The sequence below is a fragment of the Isoptericola sp. BMS4 genome, from assembly GCF_011634835.1.
Lineage (GTDB): Bacteria > Actinomycetota > Actinomycetes > Actinomycetales > Cellulomonadaceae > Isoptericola.
The window spans coordinates 1,969,458-1,989,382 of record NZ_SIRP01000001.1 but is presented as its reverse complement, the minus strand read 5'-3'; the positions used below and the strand labels follow the sequence as shown (position 1 = coordinate 1,989,382).

Here is a 19,925-nt window from a genome sequence, read left to right as displayed (position 1 = left end):
CTGCGTCCCGCGCCGACCGTCAAGGGTACGACGAACGGCGGGGCGCGTCGTCACCGGGCAGGACGGCCCGCGCCGCCCGCGTGCCACGAACGGGCTCCTCGCCTCAGCGGCTCCGCCCGCCGGCCTCCCCGGCGGGCGCGAGGACCAGGACGGGCTTCGCCAGCCGCTCCCCCGCCCGCCGCGTGTCCTCCAGGAGGGCCACCAGCGCGCCGTCGGGCCCGATCCCCGCGACCGTGCCGCTCCGCCCGGTGCCGGCGACCCGCTGCCCGTACCCGAGCGCGCGCGCCTCGCCCGCGTCCAGCTCGCGCACGGGGAACGTGGCGCGGGCGGCGTCCGCGAGGCCGAGCGTGGCCAGGACGCCGTCGGCGTCCGCCTGGGCCTCGAGCTGCTCCAGGGTGGCGGCGTCCGCCAGCTGATAGCCGCCCACCCGCGTGCGCCGCAGGGCCGTGAGGTGGCCGGCCGTGCCGAGCGCCGCCCCCAGGTCCCGGGCCAGCGCGCGCACGTAGGTGCCGGACGAGACGACGACGGACACGTCCACGTCGAGCACGGGGACACCGTCCTCGGTGCGAGCCGCCCGGGCGCCGTGCACGTCGAACCGGTGCACGGTCACGGGGCGCGCCGCGAGCTCGACCTCCTCGCCCGCGCGCGCCCGGGCGTACGCCCTGCGCCCGTCCACCTTGATCGCGCTCACCGTGGTCGGGACCTGCGCGATCTCGCCCGTGAGCGCCGCGACCTCCCGCGCCAGCGCCGCCTCGTCCACGCCCGGTCCCACGCCGGGCGCCGCCACGACCTCGCCCTCGGCGTCGTCGGTCGTCGTGCCCACGCCCAGCCGGATCGTGGCGTCGTACGCCTTGTCCGCGCCCACGACGTACGTCAGCAGCTTCGTGGCCCGGCCCACGCCGACCACGAGCACGCCCGTGGCCATCGGGTCGAGCGTGCCGGCGTGCCCGACCTTGCGGGTGCCGGCGAGCCGCCGGCACCGGCCGACCACGTCATGGCTCGTCCAGCCGGCCGGCTTGTCCACGACGAGGAACCCGTCCGCCGCCGTCGGCCGTCGCGGCGGACGGTCACCCTGCGTGCGCGTGCGGCCCATTCGTCTCCCTCACCGTCCGGTGGACGGCACGGCGCGGGCGGCGCGGCACTGCGCGCCGCCGCCCGCGCGCGCCGTCACGCGTCGTCGTGCTCGCCCTGGTCGCCCGGCTCGTCCGTGCGGTACGGGTCCGCCTCGCCCGCGAACCCCTTGCCCTCGCGCAGCGCGGCGAGCTCGGCGTCGCGCCGGCGCGCGTCGAGCAGGGCCGCGTCGAGGTGGGCCGCGGTCTCCGGCACGGAGTCCAGGTGGAACTCGATCGTGGGCGTCAGCCGCACCCCGGTCTGCTTGCCCACCTCCGAACGGATCAGCCCCTTGGCGCTGTTCAGCGCCGCCGCCGTGCCGTCCCGCTCCTCGTCCGAGCCGTAGACGGTGTAGAACACCGAGGCGTTCTGCAGGTCCCCCGTCACGCGCACGTCGGTCACGGTCACGAAGCCCAGCCGCGGGTCCTTGATCCGCGTGTCGAGCATCTGCGCGACGATCTCCTTGATGCGGTCCGCCAGCTTGCGGGCCCGCGGGTTCTCGGGCCTGGCGCCCCTCTGGTCGGCCATGGTGTCTTCCTCTCTCGACGCCGACGGCGCCCCGCCACCCGCGCTGCGGGGGCGGGGCGCCGTCGTGCTGGACCGGTGCTGCCGGGCCGTCAGGCGCGCGGCTTCTCGCGCATCTCGAAGGTCTCGATGACGTCGCCCTCGGTGATGTCGTTGAACGACCCGAGGCCGATGCCGCACTCGAAGCCCTCGCGGACCTCGGTGACGTCGTCCTTCTCGCGGCGCAGCGACTCGATCGACAGGTCGTCGCCGACGACCTTGCCGTCGCGCAGCACACGCGCCTTGGTGTTGCGCCGGATCGTGCCCGACCGGACGATCGAGCCGGCGATGTTGCCGAACTTCGAGGACCGGAAGACCTGGCGGATCTCCGCGGTGCCCAGCTGGGCCTCCTCGTACTCCGGCTTGAGCATGCCCTTGAGGGCCGCCTCGATGTCGTCGATCGCCTGGTAGATGACCGAGTAGAACTTGACCTCGACGCCCTCGCGCTCGGCCAGGTCCTCGACGCGCTCGCCGAACTTCACGTTGAAGCCGATGATCACGGCGTTGTCGACCGTGGCCAGGTTCACGTCGTTCTGCGTGATGGCACCCACACCGCGGTGGATGACGCGCAGCTGGACCTCCTCGCCGACGTCGATCTTGAGCAGCGCGTCCTCCAGGGCCTCGACGGCACCGGAGACGTCGCCCTTGAGGACCAGGTTGAGCGTCTCGACCTTGCCCTGCTCGACGGCCTTGGTGAAGTCCTCCAGGCTGATGCGCTTGCGACGCTTGGCCAGCAGGGCGGCACGCTCGGCGGCCTCGCGCTTCTCCGCGATCTGCCGGGCGGTCCGCTCGTCCGGCGCCACCAGGAAGGTGTCGCCGGCGCTGGGCACCGACGCGAGGCCGAGCACCTGCACCGGACGTGCCGGACCCGCCTCCTTCACCGCCTGGCCGTGCTCGTCGAACATGGCCCGGACGCGGCCGTGCGCGGTGCCCGCGACGATCGCGTCGCTCACGCGCAGCGTGCCCGACTGGACCAGCACCGTGGCGACGGCACCGCGGCCCTTGTCGAGGTTCGCCTCGATGGCCACGCCGCGCGCGTCCTTGTCCGGGTTCGCACGCAGGTCGAGAGCGGCGTCCGCGGTGAGCAGCACCGCCTCGAGCAGCTCGTCGATGCCCTTGCGCCGCAGCGCCGAGACCTCGACGAACATCGTCTCGCCGCCGTACTCCTCGGCCACCAGGTTGTACTCGGTGAGCTGCTGGCGGATCTTGTCGGGGTTCGCCCCCTCCTTGTCCACCTTGTTCACCGCGACCACGATCGGCACGTTCGCCGCCTGCGCGTGGTTGAGCGCCTCGACCGTCTGCGGCATGACGCCGTCGTCGGCGGCCACCACGAGGATCGCGATGTCCGTGACGTCGGCACCACGGGCACGCATGGCGGTGAACGCCTCGTGACCCGGGGTGTCGATGAACGTCAGCGCACGGTCGTTGCCCTCGTGCTCGGTGTGCACCTGGTAGGCACCGATGTGCTGGGTGATGCCGCCGGCCTCGCCCGCGACGACGTCCGTGGACCGGATGGCGTCGAGCAGCTTGGTCTTACCGTGGTCGACGTGACCCATGACGGTCACGACCGGCGGACGCGGCATCAGGTCCTCGTCCGACTCGTCGGCCTCCTCGGCCTTCAGGTCGATGTCGAAGGACTCGAGGAGCTCGCGGTCTTCCTCCTCGGCGGAGACCATCTCGATCTTGTAGCCGAGCTCGGCGCCCAGGGTGACGAACGTGTCCTCGTCCAGGGACTGGGTGGCCGTGGCCATCTCGCCCAGGTGGAACAGGACGGTGACGAGCGACGCGGGGTTCGCGTCGATCTTGTCGCCGAAGTCGTTCAGGGACGAGCCGTGACGCAGCCGCACGACGGTCTCGCCGTTGCCGCGCGGGACCTGCACGCCGCCGATCGACGGCGCCTGCATCTGCTCGAACTCCTGGCGCTTCGCCCGCTTCGACTTGCGCCCCCGGACGGGACGGCCGCCGGCGCGCCCGAAGGCGCCCTGCGTCGAACCGCGGCCGGCGCCGCCGCGACCGCGGAAGCCGCCGCCACCACCGGGGCGGAAGCCACCGCCACCGCCACCGGGACCGCCACCGCGGCCGCCACGACCGCCGCCCGAGGGGGCGGGACGCTCGCCGGGACGCGGCATGGACGTCTTGCCGGGCATCATCCCGGGGTTGGGGCGCGGGCCGCCCGGGCGCGGCGCCGCGGGACGCGGCGCGCCGGGACGCGGGGCGCCCGGACGCGGACCGCCGGACCGCTCCGCGGACCCCTCGCCACGGTCCGGCCGCTGGCCGGGACGCGGCATGCCCTGGCTGGACGCGAACGGGTTGTTGCCCGGGCGCGGCGAGCCGGAACGCTGGCCGGAGCGCGGCATGCCCTGGCTGGACGCGAACGGGTTGTTGCCCGGGCGCGGCGAGCCGGAACGACCGCCCCTGCCGTCACGACCGTCACGGCCGTCGCGCGACGAGGTGGGCTTCGGCGCACCCGGCTTCGGTGCCGCGGCGCGCGGGCCGGGCGTGGGGGCACCGGGCTTCGGCGCGCCCGGCTTGGGCGCGGCCCCCGGCTTCGGGGCACCCGGCTTGGGCGCGCCCGACTGGGGCGCCTCGGCCGCGGGCGCGGACGGGGCCGCGGCGGCCGGCTCGCTCGGCGCGGGCGGCGTCGGGGCCTGCTCACCGGACGGCTTCGCCGGCGCGGGCTTCGGGGCCGACCTCGGCGTCGCCCGGGGCGCGGGCTTGTCCGCGGGCGCCTTGGCGGCACCGGCGAACTTGTCGCGCATCTGGCGCTCGACGGGCGCCTCCAGGGTCGACGACGCCGACCGGACGAACTCGCCGGCCGACTTCAGCTCGGCCAGCAGGGTCTTGCTCTCCACTCCGAGCTGCTTGGCCAGCTCGTGAACGCGGATCTTCGCCACATCTCTCCTGTCTCGGCCCTCCTGCGAGACAGGCAGGACCGTGGTTAGTACCGAGTACTCATCGCTGCGGACTCATCGGGTGCCCATCGGCTTCTGACCCGCTTCCTTGTCGACTTCGTGTAGGTGCGGCCGAGCGAGCTCGGTCGCGTGGGCCGGGCCGCCGCGAGGCGGACCCGACCGGAGGGTCTCAACGGCCCTGCCGCTCCAGGTGCTCCCGGACGCCCGTCAGGTCGACGGGGCCCGTGGCGCGCAACGCGCGCACCACCGCCCGACGCCGATCGGCGAGCTCCAGGCAGGCGAGCGTCGGATGAATCCAGGCGCCGCGCCCCGGAAGGGACGCGCGGACGTCGGCGACGACCCGGGTCGGACCCGGGGACGCGCTCTCCGACGATGCGAGCACCAACCGCAGGAGTGCGGACCGCAGGTCACGCGCCCGGCACCCGACGCACGTCCGCACCGGCCCGGTCGGTTCCGGGGTGGGGTGAGGGGAGGTCGGGCCCTGGGCTCGTGGCCCGGTCCCTGACAGTCTAGCGCGACGAGTCACGTGCCGTGACCGGCCTCAGCTCTCGTCCGCGCGGGAGACCGCGTCGTCACCTGCGTCGTCACCTGCCCCGGCGCCCGCGACAGGGCCGCCCTCGTCCGACCGGATGTCGATGCGCCACCCGGTCAGCTTCGCGGCGAGACGGGCGTTCTGCCCCTCCTTGCCGATCGCGAGCGAGAGCTGGTAGTCCGGCACGACGGCTCGCGCGGCCTTGGCGTCCGCGTCCACGACCGTGACGGAGCTCACACGTGCCGGGGACAGCGCGTTCGCCACGAAGCGGGCGGGGTCGTCGTCGTGGTCCACGATGTCGATCTTCTCCCCGCGCAGCTCGGTCATCACCGCGCGGACCCGCGAGCCCATCGGGCCGATGCAGGCGCCCTTCGCGTTGAGGCCGGCCACGCGGGAGCGCACCGCGACCTTGGTCCGGTGGCCGGCCTCGCGCGCCACCGCCGTGATCTCGACCGAGCCGTCGGCGATCTCCGGCACCTCGAGCTCGAACATCTTGCGCACGAGGCCCGGGTGGGTGCGGCTCAGCGTGACCTGGGCGCCCTTCATGCCCCGCGAGACCTCCACGACGTAGCCGCGCAGGCGCTCGCCGTGCACGTACTCCTCCGTCGGCACCTGCTCGTGGGGCGGCAGCACGGCCTCCGTGTCCCCGAGGTCCACGAGGACCACCCGCGGGTCCCGGCCCTGCTGGATGACCCCGGCGAGCACCTCGCCCTCCTTGCCGCGGAACATCCCGAGCACCTGCTCGTCCTCGGCGTCTCGCAGCCGCTGCACGATCACCTGGCGCGCCGTGGCCGTGGCGATGCGGCCGAAGTCCGCCGGCGTGTGGTCGAACTCCGGGCCGAGCTCGACCGAGGGCCTCGCCTCCGGGTCGGACGGGTCCGGGGTGCGGATCTCCTCGCGCGCCCACACCGTCACGTGGCCCGACCGGCGGTCGAGCTCCACCCGGGCGTGCGTGTACGCGTCCGGCGTCCGGTGGTACGCCGACAGGAGGGCCTGCTCGATGGCGGCGACGAGGACGTCGAGGCTGATGTCCCTCTCCCGCTCCAGCAGCCGCAGCGTGCTCATGTCGATGTCCATCGTCAGCCTTCCTGCTCGCGGGCGTCGCCCGTGGTCGTGTCGGTCCGCGGGCGACCCGTGCCGTCGTCCGCCCTGTCCCCCGCGCCGTCGTCGGCGGCGTCCCGCTTCAGCTCGACGTCGATCGTGCCGCGGGCCACGTCCGCGAGGGCCACGCGGGCGCCGTCGGCCAGGACCAGCACCGGCCCGTCGCCCGCACCGTCCCCGCCGTCGACGACGTCGACCAGCCGGCCGGCGACGGTGCCGCCGTCGTGCAGGCGCAGGGTCACCAGCCGCGTGCGCGCCCGGCGGAAGTGCCGCTCCTCGGTCAGGGGGCGCGACGTCCCGGGCGTCGAGACCTCCAGCACGTACGCGCCGGGGACGACGTCCCGCTCGTCGAGCGCCGCCGACACCGCGCGCGACACGTCGCCCAGGGTGTCCGAGTCGAGGCTGCCGACCGCGTCCGGGAGCAGGTCCACGGTGACGCGCACGACCGACCGCTTCCCCGCCCGGGTCACCGCGACGTGCTCGAGGAACAGCCCCGCGGCGTCGACCGGTGCGGCGACGACCTCCCGGACCGTGTCCGCCGTCGGGCGGCCGTGCTGCCCTGCCATCGCTGCCTCCCGTGGGTCACGTGGTGAAACTGCCGTGTGCTCCCGCGCCGGGACTTCCGCGGCCGGTGTGTCGTTGTGTGTGCAGCGTCCAGCGTAACGAACACCGCGAGTCGTACGAACCGGAACCGCAGGGCACGGGCGCGGCGAACGTCACATCGACAGCACATCGGTCGGGCCGGACGTGGCATCATCGGGCACGATGAGCCCGCACCCCCGACCCGAGGCCGTGCACCGGTACGGCCGGCGACGCGCCGCGCTCGCCGCCGCCCTGCTGGCCGCCCTCGTCACGACCGGGTGCGGGGTGCGCCTGGAGTCCCCGCCCGTCGCCGAGCCGGTCCCGGACTCCCTGGAGGTCGTGCGGCGCACGGCCGTCTCGGACGCGCTCCTGGTCGCCGAGCGCGCCGAGGGCGCGCTGGAGCAGGTGCCGCGCGGCCGCGAGCGGCTCGTGGCCGAGCTGACCCGCATCGTGGTCGACTCCGAGAGCCAGGCCGCCGAGCTCGGCGGCGAGTACGACTCGGGCCTGGCGACCGACGACCCGGCCGACACTCCCGAGGCGTCCGCCGCGGAGGACCCGACGACGGTGCCGGACGTGGTGGCCTCCCTCGACGACGCCGCGGCCCGCAGCCGGACCGCGGCCGGCACGACCACGGACGGGCCGCTCGCACGGCTGCTCGCGTCCGTGGGCGCGGCCCAGACGGTGTCCGCGACCCGGCTCGCCGCACTGGCGGACGTCGCCGGGCCGGACGTCGTGGACCCGCGGATCCCCGAGCCCGTCGGGCAGGGCAGGGCGGCGCAGCCGGCGTCCCCCGCACCCGAGGAGTCCGACGGGACCGCCGGCACCGACGAGGGCGACGAGGCCCAGGACGCGAGCGCCGAGGACCCCGCCGACGAGGCCACCCCGCCCGAAGGGCTCACCGTGGACCAGCTCGAGACCCTCGTGGTCTCCGAGGACGCGACCGGGTACGCCCTGCGCCTGCGTGCCGCCCTCGCCGACGGGACGCGCCGGGAGCGCCTCCTGGCGCGCGAGGAGGCCCACCTCGCGCGGGCGACGGCCTGGGCCCGCCTCGCCGGCATCCAGGACACCGCGCAGGACCCGCGCCGCGTGGCCTACGAGGTCCCGCGCCGCACGGAGCTGGGCGACGGCGCCCTCGTGCGCACGCTCGAGAACGACCTCGCCACCGACTACGCCACGCTCGTGGCCGGCACGGCACCCGGCAGCCGGGGCACGGTCGTCGACCTCCTCGTCGACGCCGCCCTGGCGCTCGACGACTGGGACGCCGAGCCCTCGCCCTTCCCGGGCCTGCCCGAGCAGCAGGACGAGGACGAGGGCGAGGACTGACCGGCCGGGCGCTGCCTCCTAGCCGGCCAGCATCGCCTCGACGCGCTCGACGACGGCGGGCACGGCGTCGTCCACGGCCACCTGCTCCGCCTGCCCGGCACGCGGCCGGACCTCGACGACGCCGTCGGCCAGGCCGCGGCCCACGACGACGAGCAACGGCACGCCGAGCAGCTCCGCGTCGGCGAACTTGACGCCGGGCGAGACCTTGGGCCGGTCGTCGTAGACCACCTCGACACCGTGGGCCACGAGCTCGGTCGCGATCCGTTCGGCGGCGTCGAAGACCTCCGTGCCCTTCCCCGTCGCGACGACGTGCACGTGCGCCGGCGCCACCTGGGCGGGCCAGGCGAGGCCCTTGTCGTCGTGGTTGCCCTCGGCGATCGCGGCCAGCGCTCGCGTCACACCCACACCGTACGAGCCCATCGTCACCGTGACGGCCTTGCCGTTCTCGTCGAGGACCTTGAGGTCCAGCGCTTCGGCGAACTTGCGGCCGAGCTGGAACACGTGCCCCATCTCGATGCCCCGGGCGGTCTCGAGAATGCCGTCGCCGTTCGGGCACGGGTCGCCCGGCCACACCTCGGCCACCTCGATCGTGCCGTCGGCGGTGAAGTCCCGCCCCGCGACGAGGTCGATCACGTGCTGGCCGGGCCGGTTCGCGCCGGTCACCCACCGTGTGCCCTCCACGACGCGCGGATCGAGCAGGTAGCGGATCTTCGCCGTCCCCGCCTCACCCAGGACGCCCGGGCCGATGTAGCCCTTGACGAGCTCGGGGCGCGCGGCGAAGTCCTCCTCGCCGAAGGGCGAGAACTCGGCCGGGTAGAACGCGGCCTCCATGCGCTTGACGTCCACCTCACGGTCGCCCGGGACGCCGATCGCGACCGCCTCGGTCGTGCCGTCCGGGTGGTCCAGGCGGAACAGGACGTTCTTGAGCGTGTCGCCCGCCGCCCAGGGCCGGTCCTCGCGCGGGAACCGGGCGTTCAGGTACGCGACGAGCGCCTCGATCGTGGGCGTGTCCGGGGTGTCCTCGGCGTGCGCCTCCGCGGTCCCGTCGAAGGGGATCGGGTCCGGCACGGGGGCGTGGGCGGCCTCGACGTTCGCCGCGTAGCCGCATGCCTTGCACTCGACGTAGGTGTCCTCGCCGATCGGCGACTTGGCGAGGAACTCCTCCGACTTCGAGCCGCCCATCGCGCCCGCGTGCGCCGACACGATGACGTACTCGAAGCCGAGGCGGTCGAAGATCCGCTGGTAGGCGGCGCGATGCTTGGCGTAGCTCTCGTCGAGACCGGCGTCGTCGACGTCGAAGGAGTACGAGTCCTTCATGATGAACTCGCGCCCGCGGATCAGGCCGGCGCGCGGGCGCGCCTCGTCGCGGTACTTCGTCTGGATCTGGTAGAGCGCGAGGGGGAGGTCCTTGTACGACGAGTACAGGTCCTTGACCAGCAGGGTGAACATCTCCTCGTGCGTGGGCGCGAGGAGATAGTCGGCCTCCTTGCGGTCCTTCAGCCGGAAGATGTTGGGGCCGTACTCGGTCCAGCGGCCTGTGGCCTCGTACGGCTCGCGCGGCAGCAGCGCCGGGAAGTGCACCTCCTGCGCGCCGATCGCGTCCATCTCCTCGCGGACCACGCGCTCGACCTTGGCCAGGACGCGCAGGCCGAGAGGCAGCCAGGAGTAGATCCCGGGGGCCGCGCGGCGGATGTAGCCGGCCCGGACCAGCAGCCGGTGGCTCGCGACCTCGGCGTCGGCCGGGTCCTCGCGCAGCGTGCGGACGAACAGGTGGGACAGGCGCAGCAGGTCACCCGGCTGACGGGTGCCGGGGAGGGACGCGATCGACATGCGGGCCAGCCTAGCGGCGCGTGGACGTGCCCCCGGTCCCGAGTGTTGGCAGCATGTCCTCATGCCCGAGCTCCCGGAGGTCCAGGCGCTGGCCGACTTCCTCGGCGAGCGTGCCGCAGGCCGCACCGTCGTGGCCGCGGACGTCGCCGCGATCGCCGCGCTCAAGACGTACGACCCCCCGGTCACCGACCTGGTGGGGCGCACGGTGGCCGGCGTCGACCGGCACGGCAAGTGGCTGGACCTGCGCCTGGACGCCCCCGGTACCGCCAGCACCGGAAGCACCGCCGGCGAGCTCCACCTGCTCGTGCACCTGTCGCGCGGCGGCTGGGTGCGCTGGTCCGACCGGGCGCCCACCACCCCGGTGCGGCCCCGCCTGGGCGGCTCGTCGAAGGGCACGGCGCTCGCGCTGCGGGTGCGCCTCGACGACGGGTCCGGGTTCGACCTCACCGAGGCGGGCACCCGCAAGCGGCTCGCCGTGCACGTGGTCCGCGACCCGGACGACGTGGAGCAGGTGCGCACCCTCGGGGTCGAGCCGCTGTCCCCCGCGTTCACGCCCGAGGCGCTGGCCACGCTCCTGCACGGGAAGAACCAGCAGGTCAAGGGGCTGCTGCGTGACCAGCGGGCGATCGCGGGGATCGGCAACGCCTACTCGGACGAGATCCTGCACGTGGCCCGCACGTCGCCGTTCAAGCTGTCGCGCTCGTACACCGACGACGAGGTCGCGGCGCTGCACGAGGCGGTCGTGACGACCCTGCGCGACGCGGTGGCGGCGGCCGCCGGCCGGCCCGCCGCGGAGCTCAAGGACGCCAAGCGCGCGGGCATGCGGGTGCACGGCCGCACCGGGCAGGCGTGCCCGGTGTGCGGGGACACCGTGCGCGAGGTGAGCTTCGCGGACCGGTCGCTGCAGTACTGCGCCACCTGCCAGACCGGCGGGCAGGTGCTCGCCGACCGGCGGATGTCGAGGCTGCTGAAGTAGCCCGGGGCGGCGCGGGTCGGCTCAGCCCGCCGTGACCGCCGCGCGCGACGCGACGAACGCGTCCACGCAGGCGCGCACCTGCTCGGGCGTGTGGGCGGCGGAGAGCTGCACGCGGATGCGCGCCTCGCCCCGCGGGACCACGGGGTAGCTGAACGCGGTGACGTACACGCCCCGCTCCCCCATGGCGTCGGCGACACGGGTCGCGAGGACGGCGTCGCCGAACATCACCGGCACGATCGGGTGCTCGCCGGGCAGCAGCTCGAAGCCCGCCTCCGTCATGAGCCGGCGGAACAGCGCCGCGTTGGTCGCCAGCCGCTCGCGCAGGTCGCCGGAGCCCTCCACGAGGTCCAGCGCCGTGAGCGTCCCGGCCACGATCATGGGAGCGAGCGTGTTGGAGAACAGGTACGGGCGGGCGCGCTGGCGCAGCAGGTCGACGATCTCGGAGTGCGCGGCGACGTAGCCCCCGGACGCGCCACCGAGCGCCTTGCCGAACGTCCCCGTGAGGATGTCGACCCGGTCGGCGACGCCGAAGTGCTCCGGCGTGCCCGCGCCGTGGTCACCCATGAAGCCGACCGCGTGCGAGTCGTCCACCAGCACGAGCGCGGAGTACCGGTCCGCGAGGTCGCAGATCTCGGGCAGCGGCGCGAGGTAGCCGTCCATCGAGAACACGCCGTCGGTGACGATGACGACGTGGCGTGCGCCGCCGTCGCGCGCCGCCACGAGCTGGGCCTCCAGGTCGCCCATGTCCCGGTTGGCGTACCGGAAGCGGGCCGCCTTCGACAGCCGGATCCCGTCGATGAGGGACGCGTGGTTGAGCGCGTCCGAGACGATGGCGTCCTCGCGGCCGAACAGCGTCTCGAAGATGCCGCCGTTCGCGTCGAAGCACGACGAGAACAGGATGGCGTCGTCCGTGCCGAGGAACCCCGCGACCCGGCGCTCCAGCTCGCGGTGCTGGTCCTGGGTGCCGCAGATGAACCGCACGCTCGCCAGCCCGTACCCCCAGGTGTCGAGGGCGTCGCGGGCGGCGGCGAGGATGCGCGGGTCGTCGGCCAGCCCCAGGTAGTTGTTGGCGCAGAAGTTCAGCAGGTCGGCGCCGCCCGCCCGGATCATGGCGCCCTGCGGCCCGGCGATGCCGCGCTCGCGCTTGGTCAGGCCCGCCTGCTCGATCTCGGCGAGCTGGCCCGCCACGTGCTCCCGGAAGCTCCCGTACATCACCACTCCGTCCAGTCGAGGACCACCTTGCCGCCGTCGGCGGACGCCGCCGCCGCGAACCCGTCGGCCCAGCGGGACGCCGGGAGCCGGTCGGTGACGACGGACGCGATCGCGGAGCGCAGGGTCGCGCTCGTGCGCAGCATCGCGTCCATCGCCTGCCACGTCTCGAACATCTCGCGGCCGTAGATGCCCTTGAGCGTGAGCATGTGCGTGACGACCACGCCCCAGTCGACCGCGATCTCGCTCGTGGGCAGGCCGAGCATCGCGATCCGCCCGCCGTGGTTCATGTTCGCGATCATCTCCGGCAGCGCCGGCGCCGCCCCGCTCATCTCGAAGCCGACGTCGAACCCCTCGCGCAGCCCGAGGGAGCGCTGGGCGTCGGCGACGCGCCCGCTGCGCACGTCCACGACCGCGTCGGCGCCCATGCGGCGCGCCATCTCCAGCCGCGCCGGGCTGACGTCGGTGCCGACGACCAGGTGCGCCCCCGCGTGCCGGGCCACGGCGATCGCCATGAGCCCGATCGGGCCGCAGCCGGAGACCAGCACGTCCTCCCCGATGACGGGGAACGCCAGCGCCGTGTGCACCGCGTTGCCGAGCGGGTCGAAGATCGCGGCGACGTCGAGGTCGATCTCCGCGTGGTGCACCCACACGTTCGTGGCCGGCAGCACGACGTACTCGGCGAACGCCCCGTCACGGTGCAGGCCGAGCCCCTGGGTGCGGATGCACATCTGCCGGCGCCCGGCACGGCAGTTGCGGCAGGTGCCGCACACGATGTGCCCCTCGCCGGACACGACGTCGCCGACGGCGACGTCCTGCACCAGGTCCCCGACCTCGACGACCTCGCCGACGAACTCGTGCCCCGGCACGAGCGGCGCGGCGATCGTCGACGCGGCCCAGTCGTCCCACCGCTCGATGTGCAGGTCCGTGCCGCAGATCCCGGTGCGCAGCACCCGGATCTTCACCTCGCCGATGCCCGGTACGGGCTCGGGCCGGTCGACCAGCTCCAGTCCCGGACCGGGGCCGGGCTTGAACAGCGCCTTCACTCCGAAGCCTCCATCGAACCCTGCGTCGCCTGCGTCGTCACGCCCCGCACCATCTCACGATCCGGACCTTCCGACGAAGCCGGGCCGCCGGCCGGGGCCCCGGCGCCGGGTTGGCCCGCGTCGAAGTAGGCGACGAGCCCGTCGTCCAGGCGCGGCACGTCGAGCGCCGCGCCCCCGGAGCGCAGCGACTCGGTGGCCCGGAGCCCGGCGGCGACCGAGTCGCGGGCGGCGACCGGCGATGTCGCCGTGCCCCCGCCGTCGCGCACGAAGCGCACGAACTCGTCGACGAGCGCGACGTCGGCGCCGCCGTGCCCGCCGGTGGCCTCGGGCACCACGAACACCTCGTCGGGCGCGGCGCTGCCGGAGTGGCGGCGGTTCCACAGGTGCACCTCGGACCCCGAGGAGTCGCCGGTGTTCTCCAGCCGACCGTGCGTCCCGATGACGGTGTAGTTGCGCCAGTAGTCCGGGGTGAAGTGGCACTGCTGGTAGGAGGCGAGCACGCCGTTGTCGAGGAGCATGTTGACCTGCGAGACGTCCTCGACGTCGACCACCGGGTGCAGGCCCTTCTGCTCGGTCGGCGGCCAGTTGTCCAGGGAGAACCACTGCGGCATCACCTGGCCGGTCCGGTCCTGCCGGTCGTCGATCCCCGCGTACAGCGCCTGGGCGCCCATCGCCTGGACCCTCCGGGAGGGCGCCCCCGCGAGCCAGTGGACGACGTCGATGTCGTGGGCGCCCTTCTGCAGCAGCAGCCCGACCGAGCGCGAGCGGTCGGCGTGCCAGTCCTTGAAGTAGAAGTCGCCGCCGTGCCCGACGAAGTGCCGGCACCAGACCGCCTTCACCTCACCGACGGCCCCGCGGGCGACGAGGTCTCGCATGAGCACGACGACGGGCATGTGCCGCATGTTGTGCCCCACGTACAGGCGGCTGCCCGTGCGCCGGGCGGCGGCGAGCATGGCGTCGGCGTCGGCGAGGGACGTCGCCACGGGCTTCTCGCAGAAGACCGCCACGCCCGCCTCGAGCGCGCGGATCGCCGGGCCGGCGTGCCGGTCGTCGGGGGTGAGGACCATCGCGGCGTCCACCCCGGCGGCGAGCGCCTCGTCGAGGTCCGCGGTCAGCAGCGCGTCGGGGAAGTCCGCACGGGCCCGCTCCCGCGCCCCCGGGTCGGGGTCGCACACCACGGTGACGGCCGAGCCTCGCCCGGGCCGGTGCGCCTCGCGGGCCACGCTGCCGCGCAGGCCGTAGCCCACGACTGCGATCCTGATGTCCATCAGTGCTCCGTCCTCGTGTCCGTGCGGCCCGGCCCACCGGTGGGGTCGTCCGCGACGGGCGCCGGGTCGGCGCCCGTCAGGTGCTGGTCGTGGTGGCCGGGCCCGCCCGGCCGGCGGCCGCTCGACTCGCGCTCGACGAGCGACCAGTCGAACTCGTGCACGCGGCCGTCGCCCCGCACACCGTCCCGCGCGACGTCGAGGACGATGCGCGCCTGGCGCGCGAAGAAGTCCCGGGGCCCGACGGACGTCAGGGGCGGCGCGCTGACCTCCCCGTCGGGCGTGTTGCCCACCCCCACGACGGCGACGTCGTCGGGGACGCGCAGCCCGAGCCGGTGGGCGGCGCCGATCGCGGCGATCGCGGCGAAGTCCGTCGTCGCGTAGACGGCGGACGGCGGGTCCGGGCGGTCCAGGAGCGCCAGCGCCCCCGCGAACGCGCTGGCCTGGGAGGTCTCGTACGTGGCGACCCGGTCGTCGCGCACCGGCAGGCCGCGGCCGGCGAGCCCGTCCGTCCAGGCCGTGAAGCGGGTGGGGCCGGGCGCTCCGACGAGGCCCGCCGCGGCCAGGCAGGCGACGTCGTCGTGCCGGTCCAGGAGGTGCGCGACGGCCAGCCGGCAGCCGGGCACGGCGCGCGAGCGCACGACGTCGAACCCGGCCGGCCGCAGCGTCTCGGAGAACACCACGAGGCGCCGGCCCTGCTCGACGAGCTCGGCGAGCCGCTCGCGGTCCGTGGCGTCGTCGCGCACCCCGTCGAGGTAGACGACGTCGCTGTCCTGGCGCTGCACCGCGTCGAACCAGTCCCCGTCGGCCAGGAGCAGCGGGACGACGTCGGCCCCGTCGCCGGCCCCGTCACCGGCCGCGGCGTCGGCCCGTGCCGCGGCGGCGACGGCCTCGCTGACCGCGAGGGACCAGGGGTCGCTCATCATGTGCAGGGACAGCAGCGCCAACCCGGTCCGGCCGGTGCGCATGGCGCGCGCCGACCGGTTGGGCCGGTACCGCAGCTCGCGGACGGCCTGGCGCACGCGCGCCTCCGTGGCCGGGGCGACCCCCGCGGACCCGCCGGCGCGGCCCGACAGGACGTAGGACACGGTGGCCGTGGAGACCCCCGCCGCCTCGGCGACCATCTTCACGGTCGCGCGCGGGCGGGCGGGCCTCGCGGCTCCGGGGCCGGGGCTCATCCCTTGGACCCCGTGAACGCGATGCCCTGGATGAACTGGCGCTGCAGGACCATGAACGTCACCAGCATCGGCAGCGTGGCCAGCAGGGCGCCCGCCATGAGCACCGGGAAGTCGGTGCCGTGCAGTCCGACCATCTGCGCGAGCCCCACCGACAGCGGCATCTTCTCGGGGCTCGTCGTGACGACCAGGGGCCACAGGAGGTCGTTCCAGCTCCACAGCACGGTGAAGACGGTCAGGGCGACGATCCCGGGCCGGGCCAGGGGCACCATCACGCGCGAGAACGCCTGCCAGGGGTTGGCTCCGTCGAGCCGCGCCGCCTCCTCGAGCTCGGCCGGCAGCGACATGAAGAACTGCCGCATGAGGAACGTGCCGAACGCGCTGAAGATGCCGGGCATCACGAGTCCCGGCAGGGAGTCGAGCCAGCCGAGCGCCTGGACGATCTCGTACTGCGGCAGCAGGTACAGCTGGGTGGGGACCATGAGCACCGACAGGAAGGCCACGAAGATCACGTTGCGACCCGGGAAGCTCAGCCGCGCGAAGGCGTAGCCCGCCATCGTGCACAGCACGACCTGCCCGGCGGTGCGCAGCACCGTCAGCAGCACGGAGTTCAGGAACATCGACCCGAACGGCATGCTCGCGAAGACCTCGCCGAAGTTCGTGAAGACCCACGGGTCCGGCAGGATGCTCGGGGGCACCTGGACGGAGGCCTGGAAGGTCTTGAACGCGGTGAGCAGCTGCCAGGCGAACGGGAACACCATCACCACGGCCCCGGCGGCCAGCAGCGCGTGCACCACCCACGGCTGGCGACGGCGCGGCGTGGTCGCCGCCGGCGCCGTGCGAGGCGCCGTGCGCGTCGCGGGACGGGTGGCCGCGGTCGCCGCCGGGCGGGCGGACGCGGTGTCGGTCAGCGCCTCACGCAGAGCCTCACTCATAGTGCACCCACCTCTTCTGGAGCCGGAACTGCAGGACCGTCAGCCCGAGGATGATCACGAGCAGCACGAAGGCGATCGCCGCCGCGCTGCCGCGGTGGTTGTCGAGGAAGCCCGCCTCGTAGAAGAGGTAGACGACCGTCTTGGTGTCGGGCAGGGCCGGGTTGTTGCGCCCGACCATCATGTAGACGAGGTCGAAGACCTGCAGGGCGCCGATGATGCCGACCACGGAGACGAAGAAGATGCTCGGGCTGAGCAGCGGGACGGTGACGGAGCGGAACGTGCGCACCGGCCCGGCGCCGTCGAGCTTCGCGGCCTCCATGACGGAGGCGGGGATCCCCTGCAGGCCCGCGAGGAAGATGACGATGCTGGTACCGAGGCCCGCCCAGATCGCGACGACGGCGACGGCGACGAGGGCGGTGGCCGGGTCGGTCAGCCAGGACCGGCCGGAGATGCCGACCGCGCCGAGCGCCTGGTTGAGCACCCCGTAGTCGCCGTTGTAGAGCATGCGCCACACGAGGGCGATGGCGGCGGGCATCGTCACCACGGGCAGGAAGTACAGCACGCGGTAGACGCCGCGTCCCCGCAGGCCGGGCGTGTTGAGCAGCGTGGCGACCACGACCGCGACCGGGATCCCGACCAGCACGATCACGGTGTAGACGAACGTGTTGCGCAGGGCCGTGAGCAGCTCCGGGTCGGCCAGCAGGGCGGCGTAGTTGTCGAGCCCCACCCACGTGTAGCCGCCGAACATCCCGGCCTCGGTGAAGGACAGGTAGAGCGTGCGCACCGTGGGCCACAGGTAGAACACCGCCAGCCCGAGCGCGGTGGGGCCGACGAAGAGCAGCGCCCACCACGGGGACTGCTGGGCCCCCGAGCGGCGGCGCGGCACGACCGCGCCGGGCGCGGCGCTCACTCCTGCTCCGCGTCCAGGGCGGCCTGGACCTGCTCGCCGAGCTGCGCGTTCCCCTCGGCGGGCTCGAGGTTGCCCGACCACACCTGGGTGAGAACCTCGTCCTGGACCGACGTCCAGGCCGACGTGTTGCGCGACGCGGGGTACGGCACGGCCGTCTCCAGCGCGTCGATGAAGACGTCCAGGTGGTACTGCGGCATCGCGTCCACCCACGCCTGCTGCGTCCCGGTGTAGGCGGGGATGACCGCGCCCGCCTCGGCCTGGATGGTGGCGGCCTCCTCGCTGCTGGCGAAGGCGGCGAACTGGGCCGCGACGTCCTTGTGCTCGCCGCCGGCGTTGACCACGTTCCCGACGCCGTGGATCACGCTCTGGTTGCCCTCCGGGCCCGCGGGCAGCGGCGCGACGTCCACGGACTCGGCGACCGCCTCGTTCGAGTCGTAGGCGACGGCGCTCCACGACCCGCTCCAGTACATCGCGACCTTCCCGGACGTGAAGAGCGTCTCCGGCGACGTGTCGGTCATCTGCTCCTGCGTCGGGGACAGGCCGGCGGCGATCTGGTCGGTCCAGAACTCGAGCCCTGTGAGCGCCTCGGGCGTGCCGTACCCCGTCGTCGTGCCGTCGGACGAGATCACCTCGGCGCCCGCCTGGGCGATGGTGTCGTAGTAGTTCTGCTGGTCGTTGAGGGCCGCGGCGCTGCCCCAGACACCCTTGTCCGGGTCGGTGAGCCGCTCGGCCGTCTCGACGTAGTCGTCCCAGGTCCAGTCGTCGGCCGGGTACTCGACCCCGGCGGCGTCGAAGAGGTCCTTGTTGTACCAGACCCCGATGGTGTCGAAGTCCTTGGGCGCGCCGTAGACGGTGCCGTCCACGGTGTACAGGTCGACGAGGCCCTGCGGGTATCCGCTCGTGTCCAGGTCGGCCAGCGGCTCGAGCGCGCCGTTCGACGCGTAGGCCTGGATGTTCGGCCCGTTCATCCAGAAGACGTCCGGCCCGGTGCCGCCGGAGACGGCCGTGCGCAGCTTGGTCCAGTAGTCGGCGAAGGGCGTGAGCTCGATCTCGACCGTCACGTCCGGGTGGGTCTCGGTGAAGGCGTCCGCGATCTGGCGCATCGCGGGCTCCTGGTTCTTGTCCCAGATGCCGTAGGTGAGGGTGACCGGCCCGTCGGCCGCCGCGGTGCCGTCGTCGCCCGCGCAGGCGGTGAGGGCGAGCGCGGGGGCCAGGGCGAGCACGGCGGCGGCGTACCGGCGCGGGGCTGAATGACGCATCGGGTCTCCTTTGACGATGGTGCAGACGCGGATCGACGCATCGCATCGATTAACACGCCACACAGTAGACCACACATGATCTCTCACACAATGGATCGCTCACGATCGCTCAATCACCGATCGCTGCTGTCGCTCAGAAGAGCACGGTGGCGAAGGTCCCGACCTGCTCGAACCCCACCCGCCGGTACGTCGCCAGCGCGGGCGCGTTGTACCCGTTGACGTACAGCGACACGACCGGCGCCACGTCGCGCCGGGTCGCCGCGACGACCGCCGCCATGCCCGGCGCCGAGCGCCCCTGCCCGCGCAGCATCGGGTCGACCCACACACCCTGCACCTGCGCCACTCCCCCGGCCACCGCGCCGAGCTCCGCCTTGAAGGTCACCCGCTGGCGCGCGCCCGCCCGGCCGGCCTCGCCCGCCATCGCCACGAACGACCGCCCCTCCGCCACCAGGGAGCGCACCCGCAGCGCGTACGCGCTGCCCGGCGACGCCACGGGCGCGTAGCCGACCTCTTCGGCGAACATGCGCACGCAGGCCGGCAGCACCGCGCCGAGCTCCGCCGGCACCGCACGACGCACACGAGGATCGGGCGGCACGTCGGGATCACGGTCGATCACCAGCGACGGCTGGTCCGCCCGGACCTCGCGGGCAGGCGGCCACACCGGCGCCAGCAGCCCCCACAGCGCCAGCGTCGCACCGCGCTCCCCCACGATCGAGCTGGAACGGCGCCCCTGCGCACGGGCCAGGGCCGCGAACGCCGCCGTCGCCTCCGCGGCCTCGGCGGCGGACGCCAGCGCCGCGGGCACCACGGGCACCAGGTTCGCCCCCGACCAGCAGACGGCCACCAGCGGGCCCTCGGCCGGGTACCCCCAGACCTCGCCGCCCGCGACCGCGAGGCCCGCACGGTCCGCCAGCTCGATCCGCGACGCCGCGAGCACGGCCGCGACCGGGTCGCGCGCGCAGACCGCCAGCGCCTCCACGAGATCGTCCTGCCCCAGCACCCGGGCCGCAGCGGCGCGCGCTCGCTCGGCGGCGGCACCGCCCGGTGCCGACCGCCGCGCCGTCGGCCGCCAGCCGCCCATCACGCCTCCCTCGCCGTCGGAGCCGTTCCCCCCGGAAGCGGCAGCCCGGCGGGCCTCTCAGCCGAGCCCCTTTCGGCCGAGCCTGCGGTTCCGCTACGGGCGAGTGCCTCGTCCC

The 19,925-nt window shown here is 74.2% G+C and carries 17 protein-coding genes; 2 read left to right on the top strand and 15 right to left on the bottom strand.

Features of this window, described 5'->3' with window-relative positions; all coding sequences use genetic code 11:
• Positions 1–103: 103 nt before the first annotated feature.
• The 6 genes from truB to rimP form a co-directional block, all read right to left on the bottom strand.
• A complete protein-coding gene (gene truB / locus EYB28_RS08865; RefSeq protein WP_166846774.1) occupies positions 104–1,093 on the bottom strand; it encodes a tRNA pseudouridine(55) synthase TruB in 990 nt (329 codons plus the stop codon).
• Between the two features lie 74 nt (positions 1,094–1,167).
• On the bottom strand, positions 1,168–1,638 hold the full coding sequence (gene rbfA / locus EYB28_RS08860; RefSeq protein ID WP_166846771.1) for a 30S ribosome-binding factor RbfA: 471 nt from the start codon (positions 1,636–1,638) through the stop codon (positions 1,168–1,170).
• A gap of 89 nt (positions 1,639–1,727) precedes the next feature.
• On the bottom strand, positions 1,728–4,568 hold the full coding sequence (infB, locus tag EYB28_RS08855) for a translation initiation factor IF-2 (RefSeq protein ID WP_166846768.1): 2,841 nt from the start codon (positions 4,566–4,568) through the stop codon (positions 1,728–1,730).
• Positions 4,569–4,755: 187 nt separating this feature from the next.
• Positions 4,756–5,025 (bottom strand): YlxR family protein, encoded by a 270-nt coding sequence (locus EYB28_RS20315; protein ID WP_255461497.1) that lies wholly within the window; start codon positions 5,023–5,025, stop codon positions 4,756–4,758.
• Between the two features lie 102 nt (positions 5,026–5,127).
• Positions 5,128–6,195 (bottom strand): transcription termination factor NusA, encoded by a 1,068-nt coding sequence (nusA, locus tag EYB28_RS08845; protein WP_166846762.1) that lies wholly within the window; start codon positions 6,193–6,195, stop codon positions 5,128–5,130.
• 2 nt (positions 6,196–6,197) lie between these two features.
• On the bottom strand, positions 6,198–6,785 hold the full coding sequence (gene rimP, locus EYB28_RS08840) for a ribosome maturation factor RimP (protein WP_166846759.1): 588 nt from the start codon (positions 6,783–6,785) through the stop codon (positions 6,198–6,200).
• A 199-nt stretch (positions 6,786–6,984) separates the two neighbouring features.
• On the opposite strand from rimP, the gene EYB28_RS08835 reads away from it, so the two are divergent.
• Entirely contained in the window at positions 6,985–8,124 is a 1,140-nt protein-coding gene (locus tag EYB28_RS08835; RefSeq protein WP_166846757.1) for a DUF4439 domain-containing protein, read from the top strand.
• Between the two features lie 18 nt (positions 8,125–8,142).
• Here EYB28_RS08835 and EYB28_RS08830 read toward each other — a convergent pair whose 3' ends face one another.
• On the bottom strand, positions 8,143–9,954 hold the full coding sequence (locus EYB28_RS08830) for a proline--tRNA ligase (RefSeq protein ID WP_166846754.1): 1,812 nt from the start codon (positions 9,952–9,954) through the stop codon (positions 8,143–8,145).
• A 61-nt stretch (positions 9,955–10,015) separates the two neighbouring features.
• On the opposite strand from EYB28_RS08830, the gene EYB28_RS08825 reads away from it, so the two are divergent.
• A complete protein-coding gene (locus EYB28_RS08825; protein ID WP_166846751.1) occupies positions 10,016–10,930 on the top strand; it encodes a DNA-formamidopyrimidine glycosylase family protein in 915 nt (304 codons plus the stop codon).
• Between the two features lie 21 nt (positions 10,931–10,951).
• On the opposite strand, the gene EYB28_RS08820 is transcribed toward EYB28_RS08825, so the two are convergent.
• From EYB28_RS08820 to EYB28_RS08785, 8 genes are all read right to left on the bottom strand, one after another.
• On the bottom strand, positions 10,952–12,142 hold the full coding sequence (locus tag EYB28_RS08820; protein ID WP_166846748.1) for a glycine C-acetyltransferase: 1,191 nt from the start codon (positions 12,140–12,142) through the stop codon (positions 10,952–10,954).
• Complete coding sequence (gene tdh, locus EYB28_RS08815; RefSeq protein ID WP_166846745.1) at positions 12,142–13,185, bottom strand: L-threonine 3-dehydrogenase; 1,044 nt, start codon at positions 13,183–13,185, stop codon at positions 12,142–12,144. Before tdh ends, EYB28_RS08820 begins: the two co-directional genes overlap by 1 nt.
• The gene (locus tag EYB28_RS08810; RefSeq protein ID WP_205710874.1) at positions 13,182–14,453 is read right to left on the bottom strand and encodes a Gfo/Idh/MocA family protein; all 1,272 of its coding nucleotides are present in this window, start codon (positions 14,451–14,453) and stop codon (positions 13,182–13,184) included. Before EYB28_RS08810 ends, tdh begins: the two co-directional genes overlap by 4 nt.
• The gene (locus EYB28_RS08805) at positions 14,453–15,628 is read right to left on the bottom strand and encodes a LacI family DNA-binding transcriptional regulator (protein ID WP_240930455.1); all 1,176 of its coding nucleotides are present in this window, start codon (positions 15,626–15,628) and stop codon (positions 14,453–14,455) included. Before EYB28_RS08805 ends, EYB28_RS08810 begins: the two co-directional genes overlap by 1 nt.
• Entirely contained in the window at positions 15,625–16,560 is a 936-nt protein-coding gene (locus EYB28_RS08800) for a carbohydrate ABC transporter permease (RefSeq protein ID WP_166846742.1), read from the bottom strand. The genes EYB28_RS08805 and EYB28_RS08800 overlap by 4 nt, the downstream gene beginning before the upstream one ends.
• Positions 16,553–17,470 (bottom strand): carbohydrate ABC transporter permease, encoded by a 918-nt coding sequence (locus tag EYB28_RS08795; protein WP_205710873.1) that lies wholly within the window; start codon positions 17,468–17,470, stop codon positions 16,553–16,555. Before EYB28_RS08795 ends, EYB28_RS08800 begins: the two co-directional genes overlap by 8 nt.
• Positions 17,467–18,729: a sugar ABC transporter substrate-binding protein gene (locus tag EYB28_RS08790; RefSeq protein WP_166846740.1), complete on the bottom strand. Its 1,263-nt coding sequence runs from the start codon at positions 18,727–18,729 to the stop codon at positions 17,467–17,469. Before EYB28_RS08790 ends, EYB28_RS08795 begins: the two co-directional genes overlap by 4 nt.
• A 133-nt stretch (positions 18,730–18,862) precedes the next feature.
• Positions 18,863–19,810, bottom strand: a complete 948-nt coding sequence (locus EYB28_RS08785; protein WP_166846738.1) for a DUF4081 domain-containing GNAT family N-acetyltransferase — start codon at positions 19,808–19,810, stop codon at positions 18,863–18,865.
• Positions 19,811–19,925 lie beyond the last annotated feature (115 nt).

Bases quoted from the DNA above. Each gene is read 5' to 3' on its own strand.
- truB (WP_166846774.1), bottom strand. From the start codon at position 1,093: ATGGGCCGCACGCGCACGCAGGGTGACCGTCCGCCGCGACGGCCGACG.
- rbfA (WP_166846771.1), bottom strand. From the start codon at position 1,638: ATGGCCGACCAGAGGGGCGCCAGGCCCGAGAACCCGCGGGCCCGCAAG.
- nusA (WP_166846762.1), bottom strand. From the start codon at position 6,195: ATGGACATCGACATGAGCACGCTGCGGCTGCTGGAGCGGGAGAGGGAC.
- rimP (WP_166846759.1), bottom strand. From the start codon at position 6,785: ATGGCAGGGCAGCACGGCCGCCCGACGGCGGACACGGTCCGGGAGGTC.
- EYB28_RS08835 (WP_166846757.1), top strand. From the start codon at position 6,985: ATGAGCCCGCACCCCCGACCCGAGGCCGTGCACCGGTACGGCCGGCGA.
- EYB28_RS08830 (WP_166846754.1), bottom strand. From the start codon at position 9,954: ATGTCGATCGCGTCCCTCCCCGGCACCCGTCAGCCGGGTGACCTGCTG.
- EYB28_RS08825 (WP_166846751.1), top strand. From the start codon at position 10,016: ATGCCCGAGCTCCCGGAGGTCCAGGCGCTGGCCGACTTCCTCGGCGAG.
- EYB28_RS08820 (WP_166846748.1), bottom strand. From the start codon at position 12,142: ATGTACGGGAGCTTCCGGGAGCACGTGGCGGGCCAGCTCGCCGAGATC.
- EYB28_RS08810 (WP_205710874.1), bottom strand. From the start codon at position 14,453: ATGGACATCAGGATCGCAGTCGTGGGCTACGGCCTGCGCGGCAGCGTG.
- EYB28_RS08805 (WP_240930455.1), bottom strand. From the start codon at position 15,628: ATGAGCCCCGGCCCCGGAGCCGCGAGGCCCGCCCGCCCGCGCGCGACC.
- EYB28_RS08800 (WP_166846742.1), bottom strand. From the start codon at position 16,560: ATGAGTGAGGCTCTGCGTGAGGCGCTGACCGACACCGCGTCCGCCCGC.
- EYB28_RS08790 (WP_166846740.1), bottom strand. From the start codon at position 18,729: ATGCGTCATTCAGCCCCGCGCCGGTACGCCGCCGCCGTGCTCGCCCTG.
- EYB28_RS08785 (WP_166846738.1), bottom strand. From the start codon at position 19,810: ATGGGCGGCTGGCGGCCGACGGCGCGGCGGTCGGCACCGGGCGGTGCC.